20 protein-coding genes and 4 tRNA genes are annotated in these 17,930 nt (G+C 51.0%); 18 read left to right on the forward strand and 6 right to left on the reverse strand.

Annotated elements, in window-relative coordinates; all coding sequences use genetic code 11:
* Positions 1-11: 11 nt before the first annotated feature.
* From ALO_RS02030 to ALO_RS02065, 8 genes are all read left to right on the forward strand, one after another.
* Entirely contained in the window at positions 12-1,226 is a 1,215-nt protein-coding gene (locus tag ALO_RS02030) for a metallophosphoesterase (protein WP_004092324.1), read from the forward strand.
* Positions 1,223-1,423, forward strand: coding sequence for a hypothetical protein (locus tag ALO_RS02035; RefSeq protein WP_004092325.1), 201 nt, complete (start codon positions 1,223-1,225; stop codon positions 1,421-1,423). The genes ALO_RS02030 and ALO_RS02035 overlap by 4 nt, the downstream gene beginning before the upstream one ends.
* Positions 1,416-2,588 (forward strand): M20 metallopeptidase family protein, encoded by a 1,173-nt coding sequence (locus tag ALO_RS02040; protein ID WP_004092326.1) that lies wholly within the window; start codon positions 1,416-1,418, stop codon positions 2,586-2,588. Before ALO_RS02035 ends, ALO_RS02040 begins: the two co-directional genes overlap by 8 nt.
* Before the next feature lie 112 nt (positions 2,589-2,700).
* A complete protein-coding gene (locus ALO_RS02045; protein ID WP_004092327.1) occupies positions 2,701-4,044 on the forward strand; it encodes a hemolysin family protein in 1,344 nt (447 codons plus the stop codon).
* A 390-nt stretch (positions 4,045-4,434) separates the two neighbouring features.
* Entirely contained in the window at positions 4,435-5,079 is a 645-nt protein-coding gene (locus ALO_RS02050) for an ABC transporter permease (RefSeq protein ID WP_004092329.1), read from the forward strand.
* A 4-nt stretch (positions 5,080-5,083) separates the two neighbouring features.
* A complete protein-coding gene (locus tag ALO_RS02055) occupies positions 5,084-5,713 on the forward strand; it encodes an ABC transporter permease (protein ID WP_004092339.1) in 630 nt (209 codons plus the stop codon).
* Between the two features lie 113 nt (positions 5,714-5,826).
* A complete protein-coding gene (locus ALO_RS02060; protein WP_004092340.1) occupies positions 5,827-6,741 on the forward strand; it encodes an osmoprotectant ABC transporter substrate-binding protein in 915 nt (304 codons plus the stop codon).
* 11 nt (positions 6,742-6,752) lie between these two features.
* Complete coding sequence (locus ALO_RS02065) at positions 6,753-7,865, forward strand: ABC transporter ATP-binding protein (protein WP_004092341.1); 1,113 nt, start codon at positions 6,753-6,755, stop codon at positions 7,863-7,865.
* Positions 7,866-7,913: 48 nt separating this feature from the next.
* Here ALO_RS02065 and ALO_RS02070 read toward each other — a convergent pair whose 3' ends face one another.
* Genes ALO_RS02070 through ALO_RS02080 form a run of 3 tightly spaced genes read right to left on the reverse strand, consistent with a single transcriptional unit; the run spans position 7,914 to position 10,506 of the window.
* Entirely contained in the window at positions 7,914-8,360 is a 447-nt protein-coding gene (locus ALO_RS02070) for a hypothetical protein (RefSeq protein WP_004092342.1), read from the reverse strand.
* Entirely contained in the window at positions 8,357-9,169 is an 813-nt protein-coding gene (locus tag ALO_RS02075) for a DUF3100 domain-containing protein (RefSeq protein ID WP_004092343.1), read from the reverse strand. Before ALO_RS02075 ends, ALO_RS02070 begins: the two co-directional genes overlap by 4 nt.
* A 29-nt stretch (positions 9,170-9,198) precedes the next feature.
* On the reverse strand, positions 9,199-10,506 hold the full coding sequence (locus ALO_RS02080) for an amidohydrolase (protein WP_004092344.1): 1,308 nt from the start codon (positions 10,504-10,506) through the stop codon (positions 9,199-9,201).
* 258 nt (positions 10,507-10,764) lie between these two features.
* Here ALO_RS02080 and ALO_RS02085 point away from each other — a divergent pair, with 258 nt between their 5' ends.
* Complete coding sequence (locus ALO_RS02085; RefSeq protein WP_004092345.1) at positions 10,765-11,241, forward strand: NanQ anomerase/TabA/YiaL family protein; 477 nt, start codon at positions 10,765-10,767, stop codon at positions 11,239-11,241.
* Between the two features lie 27 nt (positions 11,242-11,268).
* Here the strand turns inward: ALO_RS02085 and uvsE are convergent, their stop codons facing one another.
* Positions 11,269-12,222, reverse strand: coding sequence for a UV DNA damage repair endonuclease UvsE (gene uvsE, locus ALO_RS02090; RefSeq protein ID WP_004092351.1), 954 nt, complete (start codon positions 12,220-12,222; stop codon positions 11,269-11,271).
* 263 nt (positions 12,223-12,485) lie between these two features.
* Between uvsE and ALO_RS02095 the strand changes: the two genes are divergently transcribed.
* The 5 genes from ALO_RS02095 (at position 12,486) to ALO_RS02115 (ending at position 14,758) form a co-directional block, all read left to right on the forward strand.
* Positions 12,486-13,559, forward strand: a complete 1,074-nt coding sequence (locus ALO_RS02095) for a zinc ribbon domain-containing protein (RefSeq protein ID WP_004092357.1) — start codon at positions 12,486-12,488, stop codon at positions 13,557-13,559.
* Positions 13,560-13,627: 68 nt separating this feature from the next.
* Positions 13,628-14,467, forward strand: coding sequence for a polyamine aminopropyltransferase (gene speE / locus ALO_RS02100; protein WP_004092358.1), 840 nt, complete (start codon positions 13,628-13,630; stop codon positions 14,465-14,467).
* A gap of 58 nt (positions 14,468-14,525) precedes the next feature.
* Positions 14,526-14,600, forward strand: a tRNA-Asn gene (locus tag ALO_RS02105).
* A gap of 4 nt (positions 14,601-14,604) precedes the next feature.
* Positions 14,605-14,679, forward strand: a tRNA-Glu gene (locus tag ALO_RS02110).
* Between the two features lie 3 nt (positions 14,680-14,682).
* Positions 14,683-14,758, forward strand: a tRNA-Val gene (locus ALO_RS02115).
* Between the two features lie 92 nt (positions 14,759-14,850).
* Here the strand turns inward: ALO_RS02115 and ALO_RS02120 are convergent.
* Positions 14,851-15,492, reverse strand: coding sequence for a lactate utilization protein (locus ALO_RS02120; RefSeq protein WP_004092360.1), 642 nt, complete (start codon positions 15,490-15,492; stop codon positions 14,851-14,853).
* Positions 15,493-15,709: 217 nt separating this feature from the next.
* Between ALO_RS02120 and ALO_RS02125 the strand changes: the two genes are divergently transcribed.
* Together ALO_RS02125 and ALO_RS02130 are read left to right on the forward strand one after the other, a co-directional pair.
* Positions 15,710-16,099: a zinc ribbon domain-containing protein gene (locus ALO_RS02125; RefSeq protein ID WP_004092363.1), complete on the forward strand. Its 390-nt coding sequence runs from the start codon at positions 15,710-15,712 to the stop codon at positions 16,097-16,099.
* A gap of 92 nt (positions 16,100-16,191) precedes the next feature.
* Positions 16,192-16,266, forward strand: a tRNA-Arg gene (locus ALO_RS02130).
* A gap of 156 nt (positions 16,267-16,422) precedes the next feature.
* Here the strand turns inward: ALO_RS02130 and ALO_RS02135 are convergent.
* Positions 16,423-16,737, reverse strand: coding sequence for a hypothetical protein (locus tag ALO_RS02135; protein WP_139025297.1), 315 nt, complete (start codon positions 16,735-16,737; stop codon positions 16,423-16,425).
* Positions 16,738-16,924: 187 nt separating this feature from the next.
* Between ALO_RS02135 and ALO_RS02140 the strand changes: the two genes are divergently transcribed.
* Together ALO_RS02140 and ALO_RS02145 are read left to right on the forward strand one after the other, a co-directional pair.
* Positions 16,925-17,644 carry a hypothetical protein gene (locus tag ALO_RS02140; RefSeq protein ID WP_004092368.1) on the forward strand — a complete coding sequence of 240 codons (720 nt, stop codon included), beginning with the start codon at positions 16,925-16,927 and terminating at the stop codon, positions 17,642-17,644.
* A 63-nt stretch (positions 17,645-17,707) separates the two neighbouring features.
* A complete protein-coding gene (locus ALO_RS02145; protein WP_004092369.1) occupies positions 17,708-17,908 on the forward strand; it encodes a hypothetical protein in 201 nt (66 codons plus the stop codon).
* Positions 17,909-17,930 lie beyond the last annotated feature (22 nt).

A 17,930-nucleotide genomic window follows, 5' to 3' on the forward strand; every position in this document is an offset into this window, starting at 1 on the left:
AGGTATATGGGATGAGGAATCTTGCCTGGTATATATTTAATGTATTGTCTGTCGGACTGATTCTCGGCCTAAATGGTCTGGCCTGCATTTTGCTGGCGCGGCTGTCGGATGTGTATAAGCGCCGCTGGTTTTTACCGGCCTTTTGGTCCATGACGGTGTTGTCGCTGGTGACCTATGGGGCGGGCCGCATCATTTCCCTGCGCATGGTGACTGACCAGACAGCTTGGCTGGGTATTCTGGTATATCTGACCATCATCTGGAATGTAGGGGTGATGGTGCTTTTAGCCCTGTTTCCAGTTTGGTACGGATTGTACCGATTCGGCAACCCGCGGCGCAGAGCAGGGCGGCAGGTGCCGCAGCCGGTATCGGCAGTCAGCCGCCGGCAGTTTATATCCGGAGTGCTGACTGCTGCCCCGGTGCTGAGTATGGGTTTGGCTTCCTATGGGGTGGTCAACGCCGAGACCTACATTGCCACTACCCGGATTTCGCTGCCGTTTCCTTCTTTGCCGGCAGGTTTTGACGGATTGAAGGTGGCGCAGATCTCAGATACGCATCTCGGTCTGTTTTTTTCATTAAAAAAGCTGGATCGCCTATTGAATATGATCCGGGAGGAACAGCCTGATTTACTGGTCATCACCGGCGATTTTGTCGATGACCTGGCCTTGCTGCAGCCGGCGCTGGCAAAGATCGAAGGGCTGCATCCTTCCCTGCCGCTGGGAATTCTGTATTGCCTGGGAAATCACGAGTATTTTCGCGATATTGAGCGGGTGCGCCGGGAGTTTACTCAAAGCTCCATTCCGTTGCTGGATAATAGGCATGTCCGGCTGCAGCGGGGTAACGATATGCTGTATGTTGCCGGTGTGGACTATCCCTTAACCCATGATGCTTTTGACCGGCTGAACGTCGCCAGAAGGTATCTGGATACAGCAATGCAGGGCATTCCGGATCAGGCATTCACGCTTCTTTTGGCCCACCATCCCGACTTCATCACCGCAGGGTTTGAACGCAATATCCCGCTGAGTCTGACCGGACATACTCATGGCGGTCAAGTGGCGCTTTTTGGGCAAGCTCTTTTTGCCTTCGCCTTTAAATATACCCGGGGTTTGTATCAGGAAAAAAATCGGTATGGTTATGTGAGTACCGGGGCGGGTCATTGGATGCCCTTCCGGTTTAACTGTCCGGCGGAGATGGCGGTCTTTACCCTAAAACGGGCAGGGGACCATTGAAAAGACCTGGTTGCGATGGCTTTCAACTGAATGAGAAAATGGCGGATGTCGGTGAAATACCGGATTATCCGCTTTTTTCGTTGGTTGTACAAAGCTGGTCCGGTTATATTGCTTTTTCGGGGCTGGTGGCGGACAATAAGACTATATCTTACAGTGAGCAACAGACGATTAGGCAGGAGGTTTTACACTATGACTGATATTAAAGCTTTAGCGGCAGGGCAGAAGGACTATGTGATTTCCCTGCGCCGTCATTTTCACATGTTTCCGGAACTGGGCGGCGAGGAATACCGGACGCAGGAGAAGGTCATGGAGGAACTGAAAGCGTGCGGCCTTTCGCCACGATCGGCGGCGGGCACCGGGGTCATTGCTGAATTTACAGGCGGCCGGCCCGGCAAGCGGGTGGCCATCCGGGCGGATATGGATGCCCTGCCGCTGCAGGATGAAATCGATCAACCTTATCGGTCCCAACATGCAGGCATCTGCCATGCCTGCGGCCATGACGGTCATACGGCCATGCTGCTGGGGGTGGCCAAAAGCATGAAGTCACTGCAGGCTGAACTGGCCGGCAGCGTGCGTTTCCTGTTCCAGCCCAGCGAGGAAAAGTTTCCCGGTGGGGCGGAAGCCATGATTGCCGACGGCGCCATGGATGGCGTGGACTATGTGCTGGGGGCTCACCTTTGGCAGGCGGTGCCTGCCGGCAAAATCGGGGTGACTTATGGTCGGATGATGGCGTCGCCGGATGCGTTTACCCTGACCATTCAGGGGCGGGGCGGACATGGGTCCATGCCTCATCAGACCGTAGACCCGATCTTTATCGGAGCCCAGATCGTGGTGGCCTTAAAAACGATCACTGGATGCAATATGGACCCTATGGAACCGGCGGTATTGTCCCTGGGTATGTTTAAGTCGGGAGAAGCCTTTAACGTGATTCCGGACGTGGCGGTCATCAAAGGGTCGGTCCGTACATTCCAGGAAGCGACGCGTCAGCGGATTTTCGAACGGATTCACCAAATCTGCCAGGGGATCTGCCAGGCGTCCGGCGCTCAATATAAATTGGATGCGATTTTTGGTTATCCGCCGGTTATCAATCATCCGGCAATTTCCAAGGTCATCGCCCAAGCCGGAGAACAAGCCCTGGGCAGGGATGGAGTCATCGAAATTGTACCGGTACTGGGCGGGGAGGATTTTTCGTTCTATCTGGGAAAGGCTCCCGGCGCCTTTATGTTCGTCGGCGCCGGCAACCCGGAAAAAGGCATTGTCTATCCCCAACATCACCCTAAATTCGATATTGATGAGACCGCCTTGCCCGGGGGGGTAGAGGTGCTGCTGCGGGCCACTCTTACCTTAGGGGGGGGCCGTTGAAAAAGGCTACGCTGAAAAGTCCAATGGTTCACAGAAATGGGAAGCTTATGATATAATGGTACCAGATCGTTCTTTCGGGATAATCTGGGATCAGAGGAGTGGAGCAAAACATTTGGATACGGAGTCTATAGGTTTGGTGATAGGACTCATTATTGCTTTGGTTGTAGCAAGCGGTTTCTTTTCTATGGCCGAAATTGCTGTCGTATCTGCCCGGAAAGCCCGGCTTGAGATGCGGGCTGAGGAAGGAAAAAAAGGAGCCCAGGCGGCTTTGACAGCTGTCCGCCAGCCGGATCGGCTGCTGCCCGCGCTGCAGGTGGGGATTACCCTCAGCGGCATCTGTATCGGTGCTTTGGGCGGCACGGTACTGGCAGACGGACTGTCAGTGTATCTGAAAACAATACCTTATCTGGCTCCCCATAGTTACAGCTTGAGCCTGGTGCTCGTCGTAACCGTTCTGGCGTTTATTTCGATGATATTCGGCGAGCTGGCGCCTAAACAGATCGCTTTGACCCGGCCTGAATCAGTGGTCGTTATGGTGGCTTCGCCTCTTACCGTATTTGCCGGCCTTTTCTCCCCGATTGTGGCCCTTTTAAGCAAGATCACCAGCTTGGTCCTGCGGTTTTTGCCAGCGAATACCGCCAGTGAACCGGCGGTCATTGAGGAAGAAGTATACCTGCTCTTAGAGCACGGCGCCAAAGATGGGACCTTTGACAAAGCCGAGCAGGATATGGTGCAAAGGGTTTTCCAACTGGACGATATCCGGGCCAGCGCCCTGATGACGCCCCGTACCCAGGTGGACTGGCTGGATATTGAGGAAGGACTGGATGTTCATCTGGATATCGTCCGGGAAAGTCCTCATTCCCGCTTTCCCGTGGGCAGGGAAAGTCTGGATGACGTGGTAGGGATCATTTATGCCAGGGACATTCTGACCGAAACTCTGGCTGGCAGACCGTTTGTTCTGGCGGAGCATCTGCACACGCCGCTGTTTGTGCCCCGCAGTATGAGCGGACTGGAAATCCTGGAATCCTTCAAAAAATCCGGCACCCATATTGCCTTGGTCATTGATGAGTATGGAGGCATGCTGGGGCTCATCACCCTGAATGATATTCTGGAAAAGATTGTCGGGGTTATGCCTTTGGCCGAAGATGCCGCCGCGCCTCCCATTGTACAGCGGGCGGACGGGTCCTGGCTGGTGGATGGCATGCTGCCGGTGGAGGATTTGAAAAGCTTGCTGGCTGTAGAAGAACTGCCGGCGGAAAATCGGGAAAACTATCAGACCCTGGGTGGGTTTGTCACATCCTATCTGGAACATATTCCCGCCGCTTCCGAGCATTTTATCTGGAAGGACTGGCGGTTTGAGATCATGGATATGGACCGGGCACGAGTGGATAAAGTACTGGTTTCGGCTGTAGAAACTGCGGCTGCAAGCGAAGTAACCGATAGAGATATCCCATAAATGTAAGAGGGCCTGCGATTGGATGATCGCAGGCCCTCTTTTTTTTTTGAGCTGTTTTAGTTGGCGCACCTGGATGATGCCAATAAATAAAGACTGCCATTCTTTATAACAAAGTGTTATCCGAGGGTTTTGCACCTTTATAAGTAAAAGCTGGATACTCTGTATACGCATGATGGCGGACAGAGTATTTTATTGAATTTACTAAAAAAGTCCAAATCATCTTGTAATATGGAAATAGCGGCAGGATAACTCAGTTAATCTCTTGTTAGGACCTCATAGCGTGATTGATCATATAACAACTTACATATATTATTAAATTGTTAGTAATAAAATGGCAAATAATGTCCTGTTGCCTGAAAAATGACGGTCACCATAGAAGGGGGGACTCTGATGGATTGGACGACGTACCTGACCACCCGGTCTGATTATTTGGTGAAAACAACCGTCGACCACCTGACAATGGCGGCCTGGGTTATTGCAATGGCGGTAAGCGCAGGTATTGTCACCGGCATTTTTATCGCCAAACTGTCGCGCCTGGCAAAGCCAGTGCTGAATTTAGCCAGCATTATTCAGACCATTCCGGTTCTGGCCATGTTTGCGCTGCTGATGCCGTTTGTCGGCATCGGTTCTAAAGCCGGCGTTATTGCCGTTACTTTATATTCTGTGCTGCCGATTATTCAGAACACATATACAGGCATTACCAATGTAGATCCGAGTTTCATTGATGCCGGCAGGGGGATGGGCATGACTGAGCGAGACCTTTTGATTAAAGTGGAGCTGCCATTGGCTATGCCGGTCATACTGGCCGGCATACGCACGGCGTCAGTCCTTGCAGTGGCTATGATAACTCTGGTCGCGCTGATTGGCGGCAGCGGCTTGGGGAAGGTTATCTTCCGCGGTATCACCAAAGTCGATAATACTGAAATCATGGTGGGGGCCATTCTGGCGGCCATACTGGCCATACTGGCCGATGGGATCTTAGGGCTGGCGGAGAAAAAGTTGCGATGGGACAGCGCAAAACGAGTAAGAGGGTGATGCTATGGATTATGTACTGTATTTTGTGGAACAACATGTCCGGATCATCACTGCCACCTGGGAACATATCCTGCTGACGGTCGCTGCGGTGGGGGCTGCGGTGCTTTGTGCGATTCCGGCCGGAATTCTCTTATCCCGTCATAAACAGTCGCAAAAACCGGTGTTTGCAGTTGTGAATACGATACAGACCGTCCCAAGTTTGGCCCTTTTGGGCTTCATGATCCCGTTGCTGGGCCTGGGCGATACGCCGGCGGTTGTAGCCCTGTTTCTCTACGCATTGCTGCCGATTTTGCGCAATACGGTCATTGGAATGGACGGAGTGGACAAAGGGATGCTGGAGGCCGCCACCGGCATGGGTATGACCCGGTGGCAGATTTTGTGGCGGGTCGAATTGCCACTGGCGATGCCTACCATTCTGGCCGGCATCCGGATCGCTACAATCGTGATCATTGGCTGGGCAACATTAGCCGCCTATGTAGGCGGCAGCGGCCTGGGGAGGCTGATTGTCGCCGGCCTGGCTACCGCCCGGCTGAAGCTGGTGGTGGCAGGCGCCGTTCCGGCCGTAATTCTGGCGCTGGGCGCCAATTATTTACTGAGCTGCATTGAGAGAAGGCTGCGCGTAAGCAGAGCCTAGAGGAGACCGTTGCAAAACTCCGTTATTTCCGAGCCGCAAGTGACTGCAGGAGCAGTCAGGCAGATAGGATTTTTGCAGCCGCCTCCTGGGAGCAGAATAAAGGGAGGAATACGATGAGAAAATGTATCGCATTGCTGGTTATCGGCATATTGTTCATTACCTTCACCGCAGGCTGCGGCTCTACGTCGATCCCAACGGACAGCAAAGTCAAACCCGTCCGGGTTGGTTCCTTAACCTTTTCCGAATCGGTCATCCTGGCGGAAATGATCAAACTATTGCTTGAGGAAAATCTGGGCTATCAGGTAGACCACGTCACCAACCTCAGTACTTCCACCATTGCCCATCAGGCCATGATCAATAAAGAAATCGATATCAGCAGCCGCTATACCGGCACCGAAATGACCGGCCCATTGGAGATGGATCAACCGATCCGGGACCCTGAGAAGGCGTTTGATCATGTTCAGAACGAATACCAAAAGAGGTTTCAGCAAACCTGGCTGAAACCTTACGGTTTTGAAAATACATACGCTCTCACGGTACGGCGGGATGTTGCCGAAAAGTACGGCTTAAAAAAAGTTTCTGATCTGGCTAAGGTTGCCGCCAATATGAGGCTGGGTACTGACACATCCTTTCTGGAGCGGGAAGGTGACGGCTACGCGGCCTTCTGCCAGTTATACGGCTTTAAATTCGGGCAAACATTCCCGATGGAAATCGGCTTGGTGTATCAGGCAGTGAAAAGTCAGCAGGTGGATGTGGTCATCGCCTACTCTACAGACTCCCGGGTTAAATCCTTTGATTTGGTCGTGCTGGAAGACGACAAACGATTCTTCCCTCCCTACGAAGCCGCGATTCTGATCCGCAATGAAACTCTGGAGCAATATAAAGGTCTGAAAGAAGAACTGGAAAAGCTAAGCGGTAAAATATCCACAACAACCATGACGGAATTAAACTATAAAGTGGATGAACAGAAATTGGATCCGGTCAAAGTCGCCCGGGAGTTTCTGCAACAACAAGGCCTGCTCAAGTAGGGGGCGGTTTTATGATTGAACTAATTAAGGTATCCAAAACCTATCCCGGCGGGGCAGTTGTATTACAGGACATATCACTAACAGTGGAAACCGGGGAAATATTGATCTTAATCGGTCCCAGCGGCTGCGGCAAAACAACGACCATGAGGATGATCAACCGGTTGATTGAACCCACCAGAGGGACGATTCGCATCAACGGGGAAGATATTGAACGTTTCGATCCGGTAGAATTAAGGCGTAACATCGGTTATGTTATTCAAAGCGTCGGCTTGTTCCCCCATATGAAGATCGGGGAAAATATCAGCGTGGTCCCCAGTCTGAAAGGATCTAATCAGGTCGAATGTCAGGAGAAAGCCCTTAAACTTCTGGAACTCGTCGGCCTGCCGGCGGACTATCTGAGCCGATATCCCCGTGAACTGAGCGGCGGGCAGCAGCAGCGGGTGGGAGTGGCCAGAGCGCTGGCGGCTGATCCGGACATTATTCTAATGGATGAACCGTTTGGCGCTCTGGACCCGATTACGCGGGGCAACCTGCAGGATGAACTGCTGCGGCTGCAAAAGGAAGTCCGGAAAACAATAGTGTTCGTGACCCATGATATGGATGAAGCCATTAAACTGGGCGACCGTATCGCTATCCTGAAAGAAGGGAAAATACTGCAGGTCGATACACCGGAACAATTGATGACCAATCCGGCTCATGGGTTTGTGGAGACATTTCTGGGCAGCCGGCGGCTAGTGCAGCAGCCGGAATGGATTTCGGTCAAAGAGATCATGATCACTGAGCCGGTCGTGTGCCAGCCGGATCTCAGTTTGCAAAAGGCTTTGCAGCACATGCGGCGCAGTCTGGTTGACAGCCTTTTGGTGATTGGCCCGGGCAGAAGACTGTGTGGAATCGTCACCGCACTGGAGATCCACCATAAAATCAATGAAGCTAAGCGGGTGGAAGAGATTATGACTCCGCCGAAAGTGACGGCGGGAGTTGACGAGAATTTAAAAATGGCCCTTCAATTGATGGCCGACCATAATCTTTCCAATTTACCGGTTACTGATGACGCGGGAAATCTGGTAGGATTGATTACCCGGGGCAGTTTAGTGAAAGTATTGGCGCAAAAAATGGTTGTCTGAGAGAAAAACGGCTGTGCCCTGAAAGGGGCACAGCCGTTTTTGCTTATGCTAGATCTGGCCCATCATGCGCAAAACAACTTCGGCAATGAGGGCTGAGCCGAGGAAGGTGCCGACAAAAACGGCACAGGCCACCAGAATCAGTTTCCAGCCTGTTTTGGCGAAACTGTCCAGTTCTTTGCCGATGCCCAGGCCGGAGTAAGCCAAAATCGGGGTGGTCAGGGACAGAAAGTTTACTTTTGCCACATAGGCATTGATAGCGCTTGCGCCGGGAAAAGCCGGATAGGTGATCATGCAGCCAATGACGACGATATAGGCTACGCTGGGGATTTTTACAGGAATCACTTTAGCGATGAGGATGCCGGCTAAGCAAATGCCGACTAAAATCAGCATTCCAGGCAGGGACTCTATGATTCCGTTCTTATGGCCAACCAGATTGGCGATGAGCGTCAGGGCGGCAGTGAGCAGTGTGACTGCGGCAATGTTTAAGAAATTCATGCTTTTGCCTCTCTTTCCGGCGCCGGCACACCGAATTTAAGCCGGTACAGCTTGCGATACAGCCATTCGGTCATGGGCAGGGACATCCACAGGGAGATATAGAGTCCGTACAAGCCCGACAGCATGTTGCTGGCAGCACCCAGGGATAGAATCTGATCTTTCATATCCGGGAACATGGTAACCAAAACTCCGGCGGAAGCTGTCATCATACTGGCGCTGCCAACCCCGGTAGCCATGCCCAGGGAGTAAGGGTGGAGCGGCAGCAGCGCAGCGGCGAAGCTGGTCATCAGGGCATAGAAAATGGTTCCGAACACGGTGCCGCAGATATATACGCCCATGACTCCCCGCCCTTCGGCACTGTTTAGCCCGTAGATGTCACCGATTAAAGCCACGTTGGGTTCCCGGGCTATAGAATGGGCAGCGCCGATGGTCTCCCGTTTTAAGCCCAGCCAGATCGCAAGGGGTACGCCCAAAAAGATGGTGCCGAAATTGCCTAATTCTTGTAAAATAAGGGCCGGGCCGGTCTGAATGATCTTTGGCAGGGTAGGACCGACCAAAGTGCCATAGCGGGCCATTAACAGCATCAGGGTAATCGTAATCAGGCTGCTGGCATCGATCATGTCTTTGTCCTTGGCGATTTTGAGGAATTTGGGAGTTAATAAAATACCGAAAATAAGAGCATAAAGCATGGGCAACAGGATCACCATCCCCGGACCTACCTTGAACTGGATCATGCCGATGAGTTCTGAAACAATCACCAGTGTGGCTACGATGGCATGCAGTTTCCAGTTTTTCAACGCGTCAATCATTACGTTCACCTCTTAATTTAATTCTAAAGTTAAGAAAAGTACCCTTCCAGTATTTTAAGATATTGCTCCTTGGTCAGGAGCGGCTTGAACTGCTGCTGAATGTCTTTGGCCTGTTTGGCTCCGTCGGCCAGTAAATCAATGACAGTCATGGCCATCAGCTTGGCCGGCAGAACACAGGCCGCTTGATAATCAGCCACCTTAAAATCTCTGGTGTGCAGGGCTCCGAAAACGCCGCCTACGAAGGGATGCAGCGATGGCAGGAGATGGGAGATGTCCCCCATGTCAGTGGAAGCGCCAAAATGACCGGCATTGATGATTTGTTCCGGTGGGATCAGCCGGGCGGCATTGTCCTTAAACAACAAATTCATGGACCGGGAACTGGCCAGAGGCAAATAACCGGGAATGGTCTTAATCACGGTTTGAGCTCCAATGGCATCGCCGCCGGCTTTTAAGGCCCGGTCCACCTTGTGGTGGGTAGTGTCAATGGCCGCCATGGTTTTGGCCCGGACATAGGTTTCCAGGCGTACGTCAGCCGGTACCGTATTGACTAGATCACCTCCTTTGGTGATGACCGGGTGGACCCGGATGATATCGGAATCCCGGAAGGTTTCCCTCAGGGCATGGATGCCCATCAGGCCCAGCATGGCGGCGTTCAGGGCATTGACTCCCTGATCGGGCGCCTCGGCGGCGTGAGCCTCTCTGCCGATATATTGAATGGTCTTGCCGATAAAGCCGTTGCTGGAATCGCCGAGAGCTACCAGCGGCCGGGGAGCATTCTTTTGGGAATGGATCATCATCGCTAAATCCACATCGTCGAATTCGCCCCGGTAGACCAGTTCCTGCTTGCCGCCGAGAAAGTGGATTTTGCCTTGCTCCCTCAATTGCTGCCGGTAGGCAATCTCTATATATTCCTCCGCCGGCACGGCCATAAAACTGACCCGGCCGGCCAGTTCGGGAGCTATGCCGCTTTCAGCCAGCCCCAGCGCCACCCCGGCCATGGCGGCTATCTGCAGAAAATGACCGCAGGTATGGGCAGCTCCGGTTTGGGGGTCGGCATCAGGGCTATCGGGGCAGATGACCGCGTCCAGTTCCCCCAGCACGGCTACATTGGGACCCGGCTGTCCACCTTCCAGCATGGCCCGGACACCGGTAATCGCCAGCCCTTCCCGGCAGGAAAGGCCCAGTTCCTTAAAAAAACCGCCGGTCAGAGCGGCAGTTTTGTATTCTTTGTAACCCAATTCCGGGTTTTTCTGGATCTCCTTTGCCAGGCCGATAATCCGGGACGACTGGGCGTCGATCGTCTGGCCGACTTGGTTTTTTAGTTCCTCCGTAATCATGACAGCACCTCGTTTTCTTTTCGGGAACTTGTTGTACAATTCATTTCGCCAACAAGTACAAAAATCCTGTATAAAAGGACATGAAATGCAAAAAAAAGTACAAAACAAAATATTTGTCAGCAAAATAAAGGCACGAAAATTTTAGTATGCAGAGAGGGTAAATACATAAACCCGCGAAAAAGAAAAGCAAAGAAGGGATTTTACAGGTATTATGGAAAATATAAAGACTGCCAATATTAAGGCGAAGGAGTGATCAGCATGATACAGGGAGATATGAAAAATCTGGATCAGGAACTGTTTTTGTTTCATCCCTTGCTGCAAAAGGGGCTGCAATACCTGAAAAATACAGATTTTTCTAAGCTAGCGGCCGGCCGGTATGAAATTGACGGTGATATCTTATTTGCGCTGGTGCAGGAATATGAGCCTCAGCCTAAGCAAGACCGCAAGGCTGAAACCCATGCCAAATATGCCGATGTCCAGTATGTGGCTCAAGGGCAGGAATGTATCGGTTTTGCCCGTTTAACACCCGATTGTGAAGTGGCGGAAGACAAGCTGGCCGAGAAAGACGCCGTTTTCTATAAAACGGTGAAAGACGAAGTGGATCTGGTTCTCGATGCCGGATCTTATGCCGTATTTATGCCGGCGGATGTGCACCGGCCATGCTGCCTGGGACCCGCCGGCAGGGTTCAGGTGAAAAAAGTGGTGTTGAAGGTGAAAGTCAGCGTATTGAAGTAGGTTTAGCCAATGGGGCCTTTATCGATATTATAATACAATACTGGCCGGTTCCAGCCGTTTGATGCCTTTTGCTTTTTCCAGGTCTTTCATCAATACGGCCAAGGCCCGGTCTTTTTCTTTGGCTTCCAGCATGACATCAAAGTCCCGGTCCAATTCTTTTGCTATATGCAAAAATGGCAGAAAATCATCAATATGGACATATGCAGCGTGAGGCCGGGGATCTTTGGCGCTTTTTGCACTGGATAAATGGATTTTTGGGGTATGCTCTCCCCACGTAGCCACGATGTCCGCCCATAACTCGCCCAGATTTTCCCCGCGCTGCAGGCATTGGTGATGATGCAGGTCAAATACCATGGGGCACCCCAGTTTCTGGCAGAGGGGCAGCACGTCTGACGCATCGTAACTTTTGTCGTCGTTTTCAATTATGATCCGCAGGCGGATGTTATCCGGCAGCTGCTGATACTCTTTCACAAACCGCTCCAGGGAAGATGCTTTGTTTTTATATACTCCGCCGGCATGAAGGACAAACTGGGGGGCATAGGGGAGTCCCATGGCGTCGAACATGGCCCCGTGGTAGGCCAATTCCCGCAGGGCGGCCGCCAGGACATCCTTCTTTGGGGTGCTCAACAGCGTTAGATGGTCGGGATGAGCGCTGACTCTAACACCGTGGGTGGTAACAAAGGCGCCGATTTCGTGCCATTGGGACCGGAATTCTCCGATATAATCCCAGCCTTTGGTTACCGGATGTGACGCTAAAGGAACCATACGGGAACTAAACCGGTATACATTAATCCGGCGGGACTGATTATAATACAAAACTTGCCGGGTGGCTTCCAGATTATGAGCCAGGATCCGCCGCAGCAGGTCCAGCTGTTCCGGCTGTTCTTCGACTTTTTTCAGCTTTTTGAGGGTGATCGATTGATTGGGGGAGCCGTTGGGAATTCCCAGGGCCTTGGCTACATAGCCGAATCGTACTCGCATGGCATCCTCCTGAAAATGATTCTCGGGTAGAGGGTAATTGTCCGTATTATATATTGTTTTAGCGTCTGGCGCAACCATTTGTTGCCGCTTTCGGCCGCCGCTGCCCCGGATGAACAGTACCGTCTGTGCACTTTATCGGCTATAAGAAGAATTTTCTAAAAACTTATAAGTTATTTGGAAAAGAAATCCTTTGTATAATTTGACCCGTATGGTATGATATAGGACAGAAAATTGCGCGGCATGTACGTAGGAGGCGAGCTATTGTGGTACAATTCGAAACAGCGGAAAATGCGGCGGAAAATTGCCCGCACTGCCGCAGCCGGGTCGAGGCCCGGCAATATAAGTTTTGTCCTTTTTGCGGCGGAAACTTGTCGGCGGCAGTCTCGAAAGAAGCGTCGGACTGCCGGTATGATGATGTGGAAACCGTCGAGGATATCATCCGGGTCTACGAACAGTTTGTTGCCGAGAAAAAGCACCAGGGTCTGCCGGATGATGTCATCCAGGCAGCAGCTGCGGAATGGGCAAACAAATTAAAGGCGAAAGTTCAGACAAAAATCAATTTGTCGGAGAAAAAAAGGGTATCTCCCCCCCCTTGGGAAACCGATATTTTCAGCGTCGTTTTAAAATATTGCCCTCATCCGGAGCAACTGGCGGATCGTCTTCAGCAGTATCTTTTGCGCAGCCGGACGGCTATTCGGATGGCGCTCCTGGCTACACCTTCCCTGATAATTTATCAGCGCAAGCTGGATAAAATCGTCCCCATCCTGCGGGAGTTTCTAGCAGAACAGGCGACGATTGCGCTGATACCGGGCCGCTTTATTGCCGATCAGTCCTTTACTCAGGTGTATCCGGCCTGGAGCCAACTGGATGGAGTCACCCGGCGGTTAATTGAAGCGGCGCCGCCCTTGTTATGGGCGGGTCAGACAATCTACGGGGTGTATCGGATTACTCATGAGGCAGCAGGGCTGGCGATCCTGGTGATCAGTGATCAGGGACTTTATTTCTTATCCGGGGACACGGGCGTTCCCGACTGCCATTGGCGGGATATACCCTATTACCTTTTAGAAGACGTCTATTCCAGCAATATTGCGGGGATTCTGGAAGTTGTGCATCGCCATACCGGACAGGAAGAAATCGACTTTCCCTTGTCCGAGGAAGCTGAGGCCGCCTATGAAACCATCCAGCGGGCCAGGAAAGCGGGAGATGCCAGGCTGCAGATTCGGCGGCGCTGTTCCAAGTGCGGTGCAGTCGGCCAGGAAAATGCATTCCGGGCCTATGAACGGGATCAATGCGAATATTGCGGTTTTGATCTGGAACGTAAGCTGCTTTATCGTTAATTTGCCGCATCATTGCATAAGCTACTATTAAATAATAACGCAAAAAGTATAACCCGAGGAGGAATATTATGGAATTGATGTTGACGGAATGGCAGACCGAAAATCTCGGCCTGACAGTCAGAGTAAAAGAAACATTGTTTAGCGGGCGGTCTGAATTTCAGGAGATCGTCGTTGTGGATACGCAGGAATTCGGCCGTATGCTGGTATTGGACGGGGTTTTTCAAACCTCGGTCTTTGATGAGTATATCTATCATGAAATGATTGCGCACGTGCCTCTGTGCACTCATCCCCAGCCGAAACATGTTTTGGTAATCGGCGGCGGTGACGGCGGTACGGTGAGGGAGACCAGCAAACACCCGACGGTGGAACGGGTGGAAATGGTGGAAATAGACGGTATGGTGGTTGATGCCTGCAAGCAGTACCTGCCGGAGACCAGTGAGGCTCTCAGGCAAAATCATTCCAAAGTGAAACTGACCATTGGCGACGGTATCGCGCATATGCGCCAGGCCAATAGTCTCTATGATGTGATTATCGTCGACTGCTCCGACCCGATTGGACCGGGGGAAGGCTTGTTTACTCATGCCTTTTACCAGGACGTGTTCAAGGCTCTGAAACCGGACGGCCTCTTTGTGCAGCAGACCGAATCTCCCTTTTATCATCAGCCCCTGATCAAGCGGTTGACCAAGGACATCCGGTCCTTGTTTCCGATCTGCCGGACGTATCTTGCCCCGATTCCTATCTATCCGGGTGGGGCCCATTGTTTTACCCTCGGTTCGAAACAATATGATCCACTGAACGTTACCCCCAGAAAGCTGGATTTTAAAACCCGCTGCTATAACAGCGAGCTGCAAAAAAGCTGCTTTGTCCTGCCTAACTTCCTCCAGGAACTGCTAGCCGGTCATAATTAGTTCCTGTATAATAGGTATTGCATTTTCAGTTTGTATCATTTATAATACATTATGTCTTTCCTCGATAGCTCAATGGTAGAGCACTCGGCTGTTAACCGAGTGGTTGTAGGTTCGAGTCCTACTCGAGGAGCCAAACCGGCCCGTTGGTCAAGTGGTTAAGACACCGCCCTTTCACGGCGAGAACGGGGGTTCGAATCCCCCACGGGTCACCATTCGGGCGATTAGCTCAGCCGGGAGAGCGCCTGCCTTACAAGCAGGATGTCGGCAGTTCGATCCTGTCATCGCCCACCAAAACCAAAAAAGAGGTTTGACCCTTGAGTCAAGCCTCTTTGTGTTTCAGTTCCCCTTGCGAAAGGGGCTGCAGAGGTTGGGGATTCGGTTTCTTAAAAGCCCAGTTGTTCTCCTATGATAAAGATGTGCATTTTGGTCAGGGAAGGCCTTTTCCGCAGTATGGTGGTCACATTACAGATACGGGTAGGACCCTGGCAATCCATACAGATGCCAGTGGTGGTACAGGGATTGGGGCGGTTTAGGCGCTTGTTGTTCATAGGTGCGGCGTAAGTTTGGATGCGCCGTTCGGCTTCTTCCGTATCACGCACGATCTTATTCACCCCGGCAATGACGATGACCTGTTCCGGTCCGAACATCATAGCTGCCACCCGGTTGGCCGAGCCGTCCACATTCACCAGTTTGCCGTCTAAGGTGATGGCATTGGTGCCGGTGAGAAAAACGCCGCAGGTGAGTTCCTGCCGCCGCAGTCTCAGGGCTTCGTCCGGCGACAGTCCGGGCCGGTTATGATCGTATACGGTATGGCCCTTTTTCTCCAGAGTGTGGCTCAGGTCCAGCTCATTAATCGTCCAGGACCCGCCGACTCCCACTGTGGCATTGGCCGGAATCATGGCCAGGATTTTTTCGATAGCTTCTTCCTTAGTTTTTACGTAGGCAGCCGCAAAATTATTCTTCTCCAGGGCAGCAACCGCCTTAGTTCCCAGGGCCTCGTTGGACCAGGCTTTAAAATCGTCCATCCTGATACCTCCCAGATAGTTTTTAGCTTGATGAATGACCTATAAGGAATAAGTTTATTCTGCATATTACCGCTATTCTCCTTTATTCTTTAGCGGATGGCGCGGCAAGGCAAGTAAAACATCGGCCGCTCAGCCTAATTTTGTGTCTCAAGGTTGATGAATGCTGGACGAGATAGTATAATAGGGAAACAGACAAATTTAACGGGAGGATTTACGAATGTCTCCAATAATCAGCTTTATCATCCTAGCACTGGCAGCCTATTGGGTATATAACGATTCCAGGGAGAAGGGCAACGACTTTTGGACATCCCTTTTGTGGGCTTTCGGCACATTTGCCTTCCTCATCATCACTCTGCCGTTGTATCTGATTTTTGGCCGGAAACGGAAAGTTCAACCGGCTGCCCAACCGGAAGTCATTGACGTGGAGTCTGTTCCGGTGGAAGAACGGATGATCTGTCCCATGTGCGGCGGCACTGTAAAGGAAGACTTCGTTGTCTGTCCCTATTGCGCCAATACACTAAAGCCCAAATGCGCATCCTGCGGCGCCGAACTGCAGCGGGAATGGAGAGAATGTCCCAACTGCAATGCCCCGGCTCCTGAGAAATAAGAAGTCAGAGAATTTTATTTCCTGAAAAATATTTCTTAAATCATTAGACAGGAAGGCTCTTCTTATGATATAATAGATTTTGTGAAAAAAATGCGCCCGTAGCTCAGGGGATAGAGCACCGGTCTCCGGAACCGGGTGCGCAGGTTCGATTCCTGCCGGGCGCACCATAACTTCATTTAGTAATAACAAGCCTTCCAGGGGTTAAGCCTTGGGGGGCTTTTTTCGTTTATTTATGCTGTGGGGCAGTTTGTGGGGCAATACATCGTAGAGAGTAAAAATATAAAAGAAAAAAGGGCTATTGCAGCCCCTTTACCTCTCTGCGTTCAGCCTGCTTGATTCCTGTTTACAATCGCAAGTTGCTCCATCTTATAATAACAGCGGGCAAAGTAGGCAATCCCCGCGATAATGCCAACTAGGGGAAACAGACAAACTACAAAGGCCGCAAGACCATAGCCGAATTCAGCCCATCGTTGAGCCTTTGCCTTCATCACAATTCCCATAATCAAAGAACTCCATGACCATACTGTAGAACTCGCTGATAGCAGATCTATGCGTATCGCTCCACTATACATTTTTGCAATCAAAGCAAATACGAGCCACGTTGCAATTGCAAGACCGAACACTTTCCATTTGTTCACCACTTTAATCCCTCCATTTGGAATTATTTTCTTGGCTTTAATATAGCATACTGGAAATAGTCAGACAAGCTATATAGCTCCATACTACATTAAAATAGGTAAAAAGAGGGTTGACGGATAAGCCTGTATAGTCTATACTATGAAACATACCGTATTAAATACGTTTTGAATTAGAGGTGCTGAAAAGGTGACACGTGAGGAAGTGCTGCAAAGTTTAGAGACTCTTGGTGTAAGCATTCACAGCGATACATTGCGCCGGTGGGTTAATGCGGAGTTAGTGCCTTTTCCAGACCGAGGTAATAAAGGTAGAGCCGGGGGCCGATGGACTGAATATCCGCCTGAAACCCCATGGGAGGCGTTTGCTGCCGCTCATTTGCTAAAAGATCACAGTATAAAGCAAGTTGCTGAGATTCGCGAGCAGGCCAGATGGCTTATTACAGAAACCTGCTGGGGGGATATGGAGGATTTAAACAAAGATTTTCAGGAATGGCAGGATAAGAATACTGTTACTTACGAGCAAGAGGGAGATCACGGCATTATAGAAGCATCACATAAAGAAGTCCCATCAGGCGCTGAACTTCCTGAAAAGGAAATTGCTATTGATACCCTGATTTTTGCCTGGCTGATGATAAGAATAAAGGCTGAATATGCTATTCCTCTTGAAGTGCCGACACAGGTTCGCATAGACTATTTCGGGAACTGGGAGAAAGACAAACGACCGCATTTTGTTGAAGCCGCTCCTGCAGGGTTTCCTAATATTGAGGATTTTAAAGGCGTAGAATACATCTTGGAATGGCGTATAGCTCAGGTTACAGAGGGCAGTAGGGATGAAATAGTAATGCAGGATAAAGAAACAGGGGTTAAGTTAACCCTGCATCCTTGGAAAGACCGTAAAATGAGGGCGTGAAAACGCCTTTTATATAGAAAAACAAAACGTATAAATAACGTTTTGAAAAAGGAGGAAATTTAAATGTCAGACAAAAAGCTGTATGAAGTCCTTGAATTACTGGAGTCCAATGGCGGCCCTATCCCCATGAGTAAGGCAGGTGTGTATCTGGCAATCAGTAAAGGGAGCATCCCCGCTGTGAAAATCGGGCGACGGGTATTTATCCCGGCCTGGTGGGTGGAGAGGATGACCAGAGAACCTTTGCTGGAGGCGAAACAAGCATGAGCCAACAGAACAGCGGCCAGCT

The organism is Acetonema longum DSM 6540 (assembly GCF_000219125.1).
Taxonomy (GTDB): domain Bacteria; phylum Bacillota; class Negativicutes; order Sporomusales; family Acetonemataceae; genus Acetonema; species Acetonema longum.

Excerpts from the sequence above, each read along its gene's own strand:
- ALO_RS02030 (WP_004092324.1), top strand. The coding sequence starts at position 12 with ATGAGGAATCTTGCCTGGTATATATTTAATGTATTGTCTGTCGGACTG.
- ALO_RS02040 (WP_004092326.1), top strand. The coding sequence starts at position 1,416 with ATGACTGATATTAAAGCTTTAGCGGCAGGGCAGAAGGACTATGTGATT.
- ALO_RS02050 (WP_004092329.1), top strand. The coding sequence starts at position 4,435 with ATGGATTGGACGACGTACCTGACCACCCGGTCTGATTATTTGGTGAAA.
- ALO_RS02055 (WP_004092339.1), top strand. The coding sequence starts at position 5,084 with ATGGATTATGTACTGTATTTTGTGGAACAACATGTCCGGATCATCACT.
- ALO_RS02060 (WP_004092340.1), top strand. The coding sequence starts at position 5,827 with ATGAGAAAATGTATCGCATTGCTGGTTATCGGCATATTGTTCATTACC.
- ALO_RS02065 (WP_004092341.1), top strand. The coding sequence starts at position 6,753 with ATGATTGAACTAATTAAGGTATCCAAAACCTATCCCGGCGGGGCAGTT.
- ALO_RS02070 (WP_004092342.1), bottom strand. The coding sequence starts at position 8,360 with ATGAATTTCTTAAACATTGCCGCAGTCACACTGCTCACTGCCGCCCTG.
- ALO_RS02075 (WP_004092343.1), bottom strand. The coding sequence starts at position 9,169 with ATGATTGACGCGTTGAAAAACTGGAAACTGCATGCCATCGTAGCCACA.
- ALO_RS02080 (WP_004092344.1), bottom strand. The coding sequence starts at position 10,506 with ATGATTACGGAGGAACTAAAAAACCAAGTCGGCCAGACGATCGACGCC.
- ALO_RS02085 (WP_004092345.1), top strand. The coding sequence starts at position 10,765 with ATGATACAGGGAGATATGAAAAATCTGGATCAGGAACTGTTTTTGTTT.
- uvsE (WP_004092351.1), bottom strand. The coding sequence starts at position 12,222 with ATGCGAGTACGATTCGGCTATGTAGCCAAGGCCCTGGGAATTCCCAAC.
- speE (WP_004092358.1), top strand. The coding sequence starts at position 13,628 with ATGGAATTGATGTTGACGGAATGGCAGACCGAAAATCTCGGCCTGACA.
- ALO_RS02120 (WP_004092360.1), bottom strand. The coding sequence starts at position 15,492 with ATGGACGATTTTAAAGCCTGGTCCAACGAGGCCCTGGGAACTAAGGCG.
- ALO_RS02125 (WP_004092363.1), top strand. The coding sequence starts at position 15,710 with ATGTCTCCAATAATCAGCTTTATCATCCTAGCACTGGCAGCCTATTGG.
- ALO_RS02145 (WP_004092369.1), top strand. The coding sequence starts at position 17,708 with ATGTCAGACAAAAAGCTGTATGAAGTCCTTGAATTACTGGAGTCCAAT.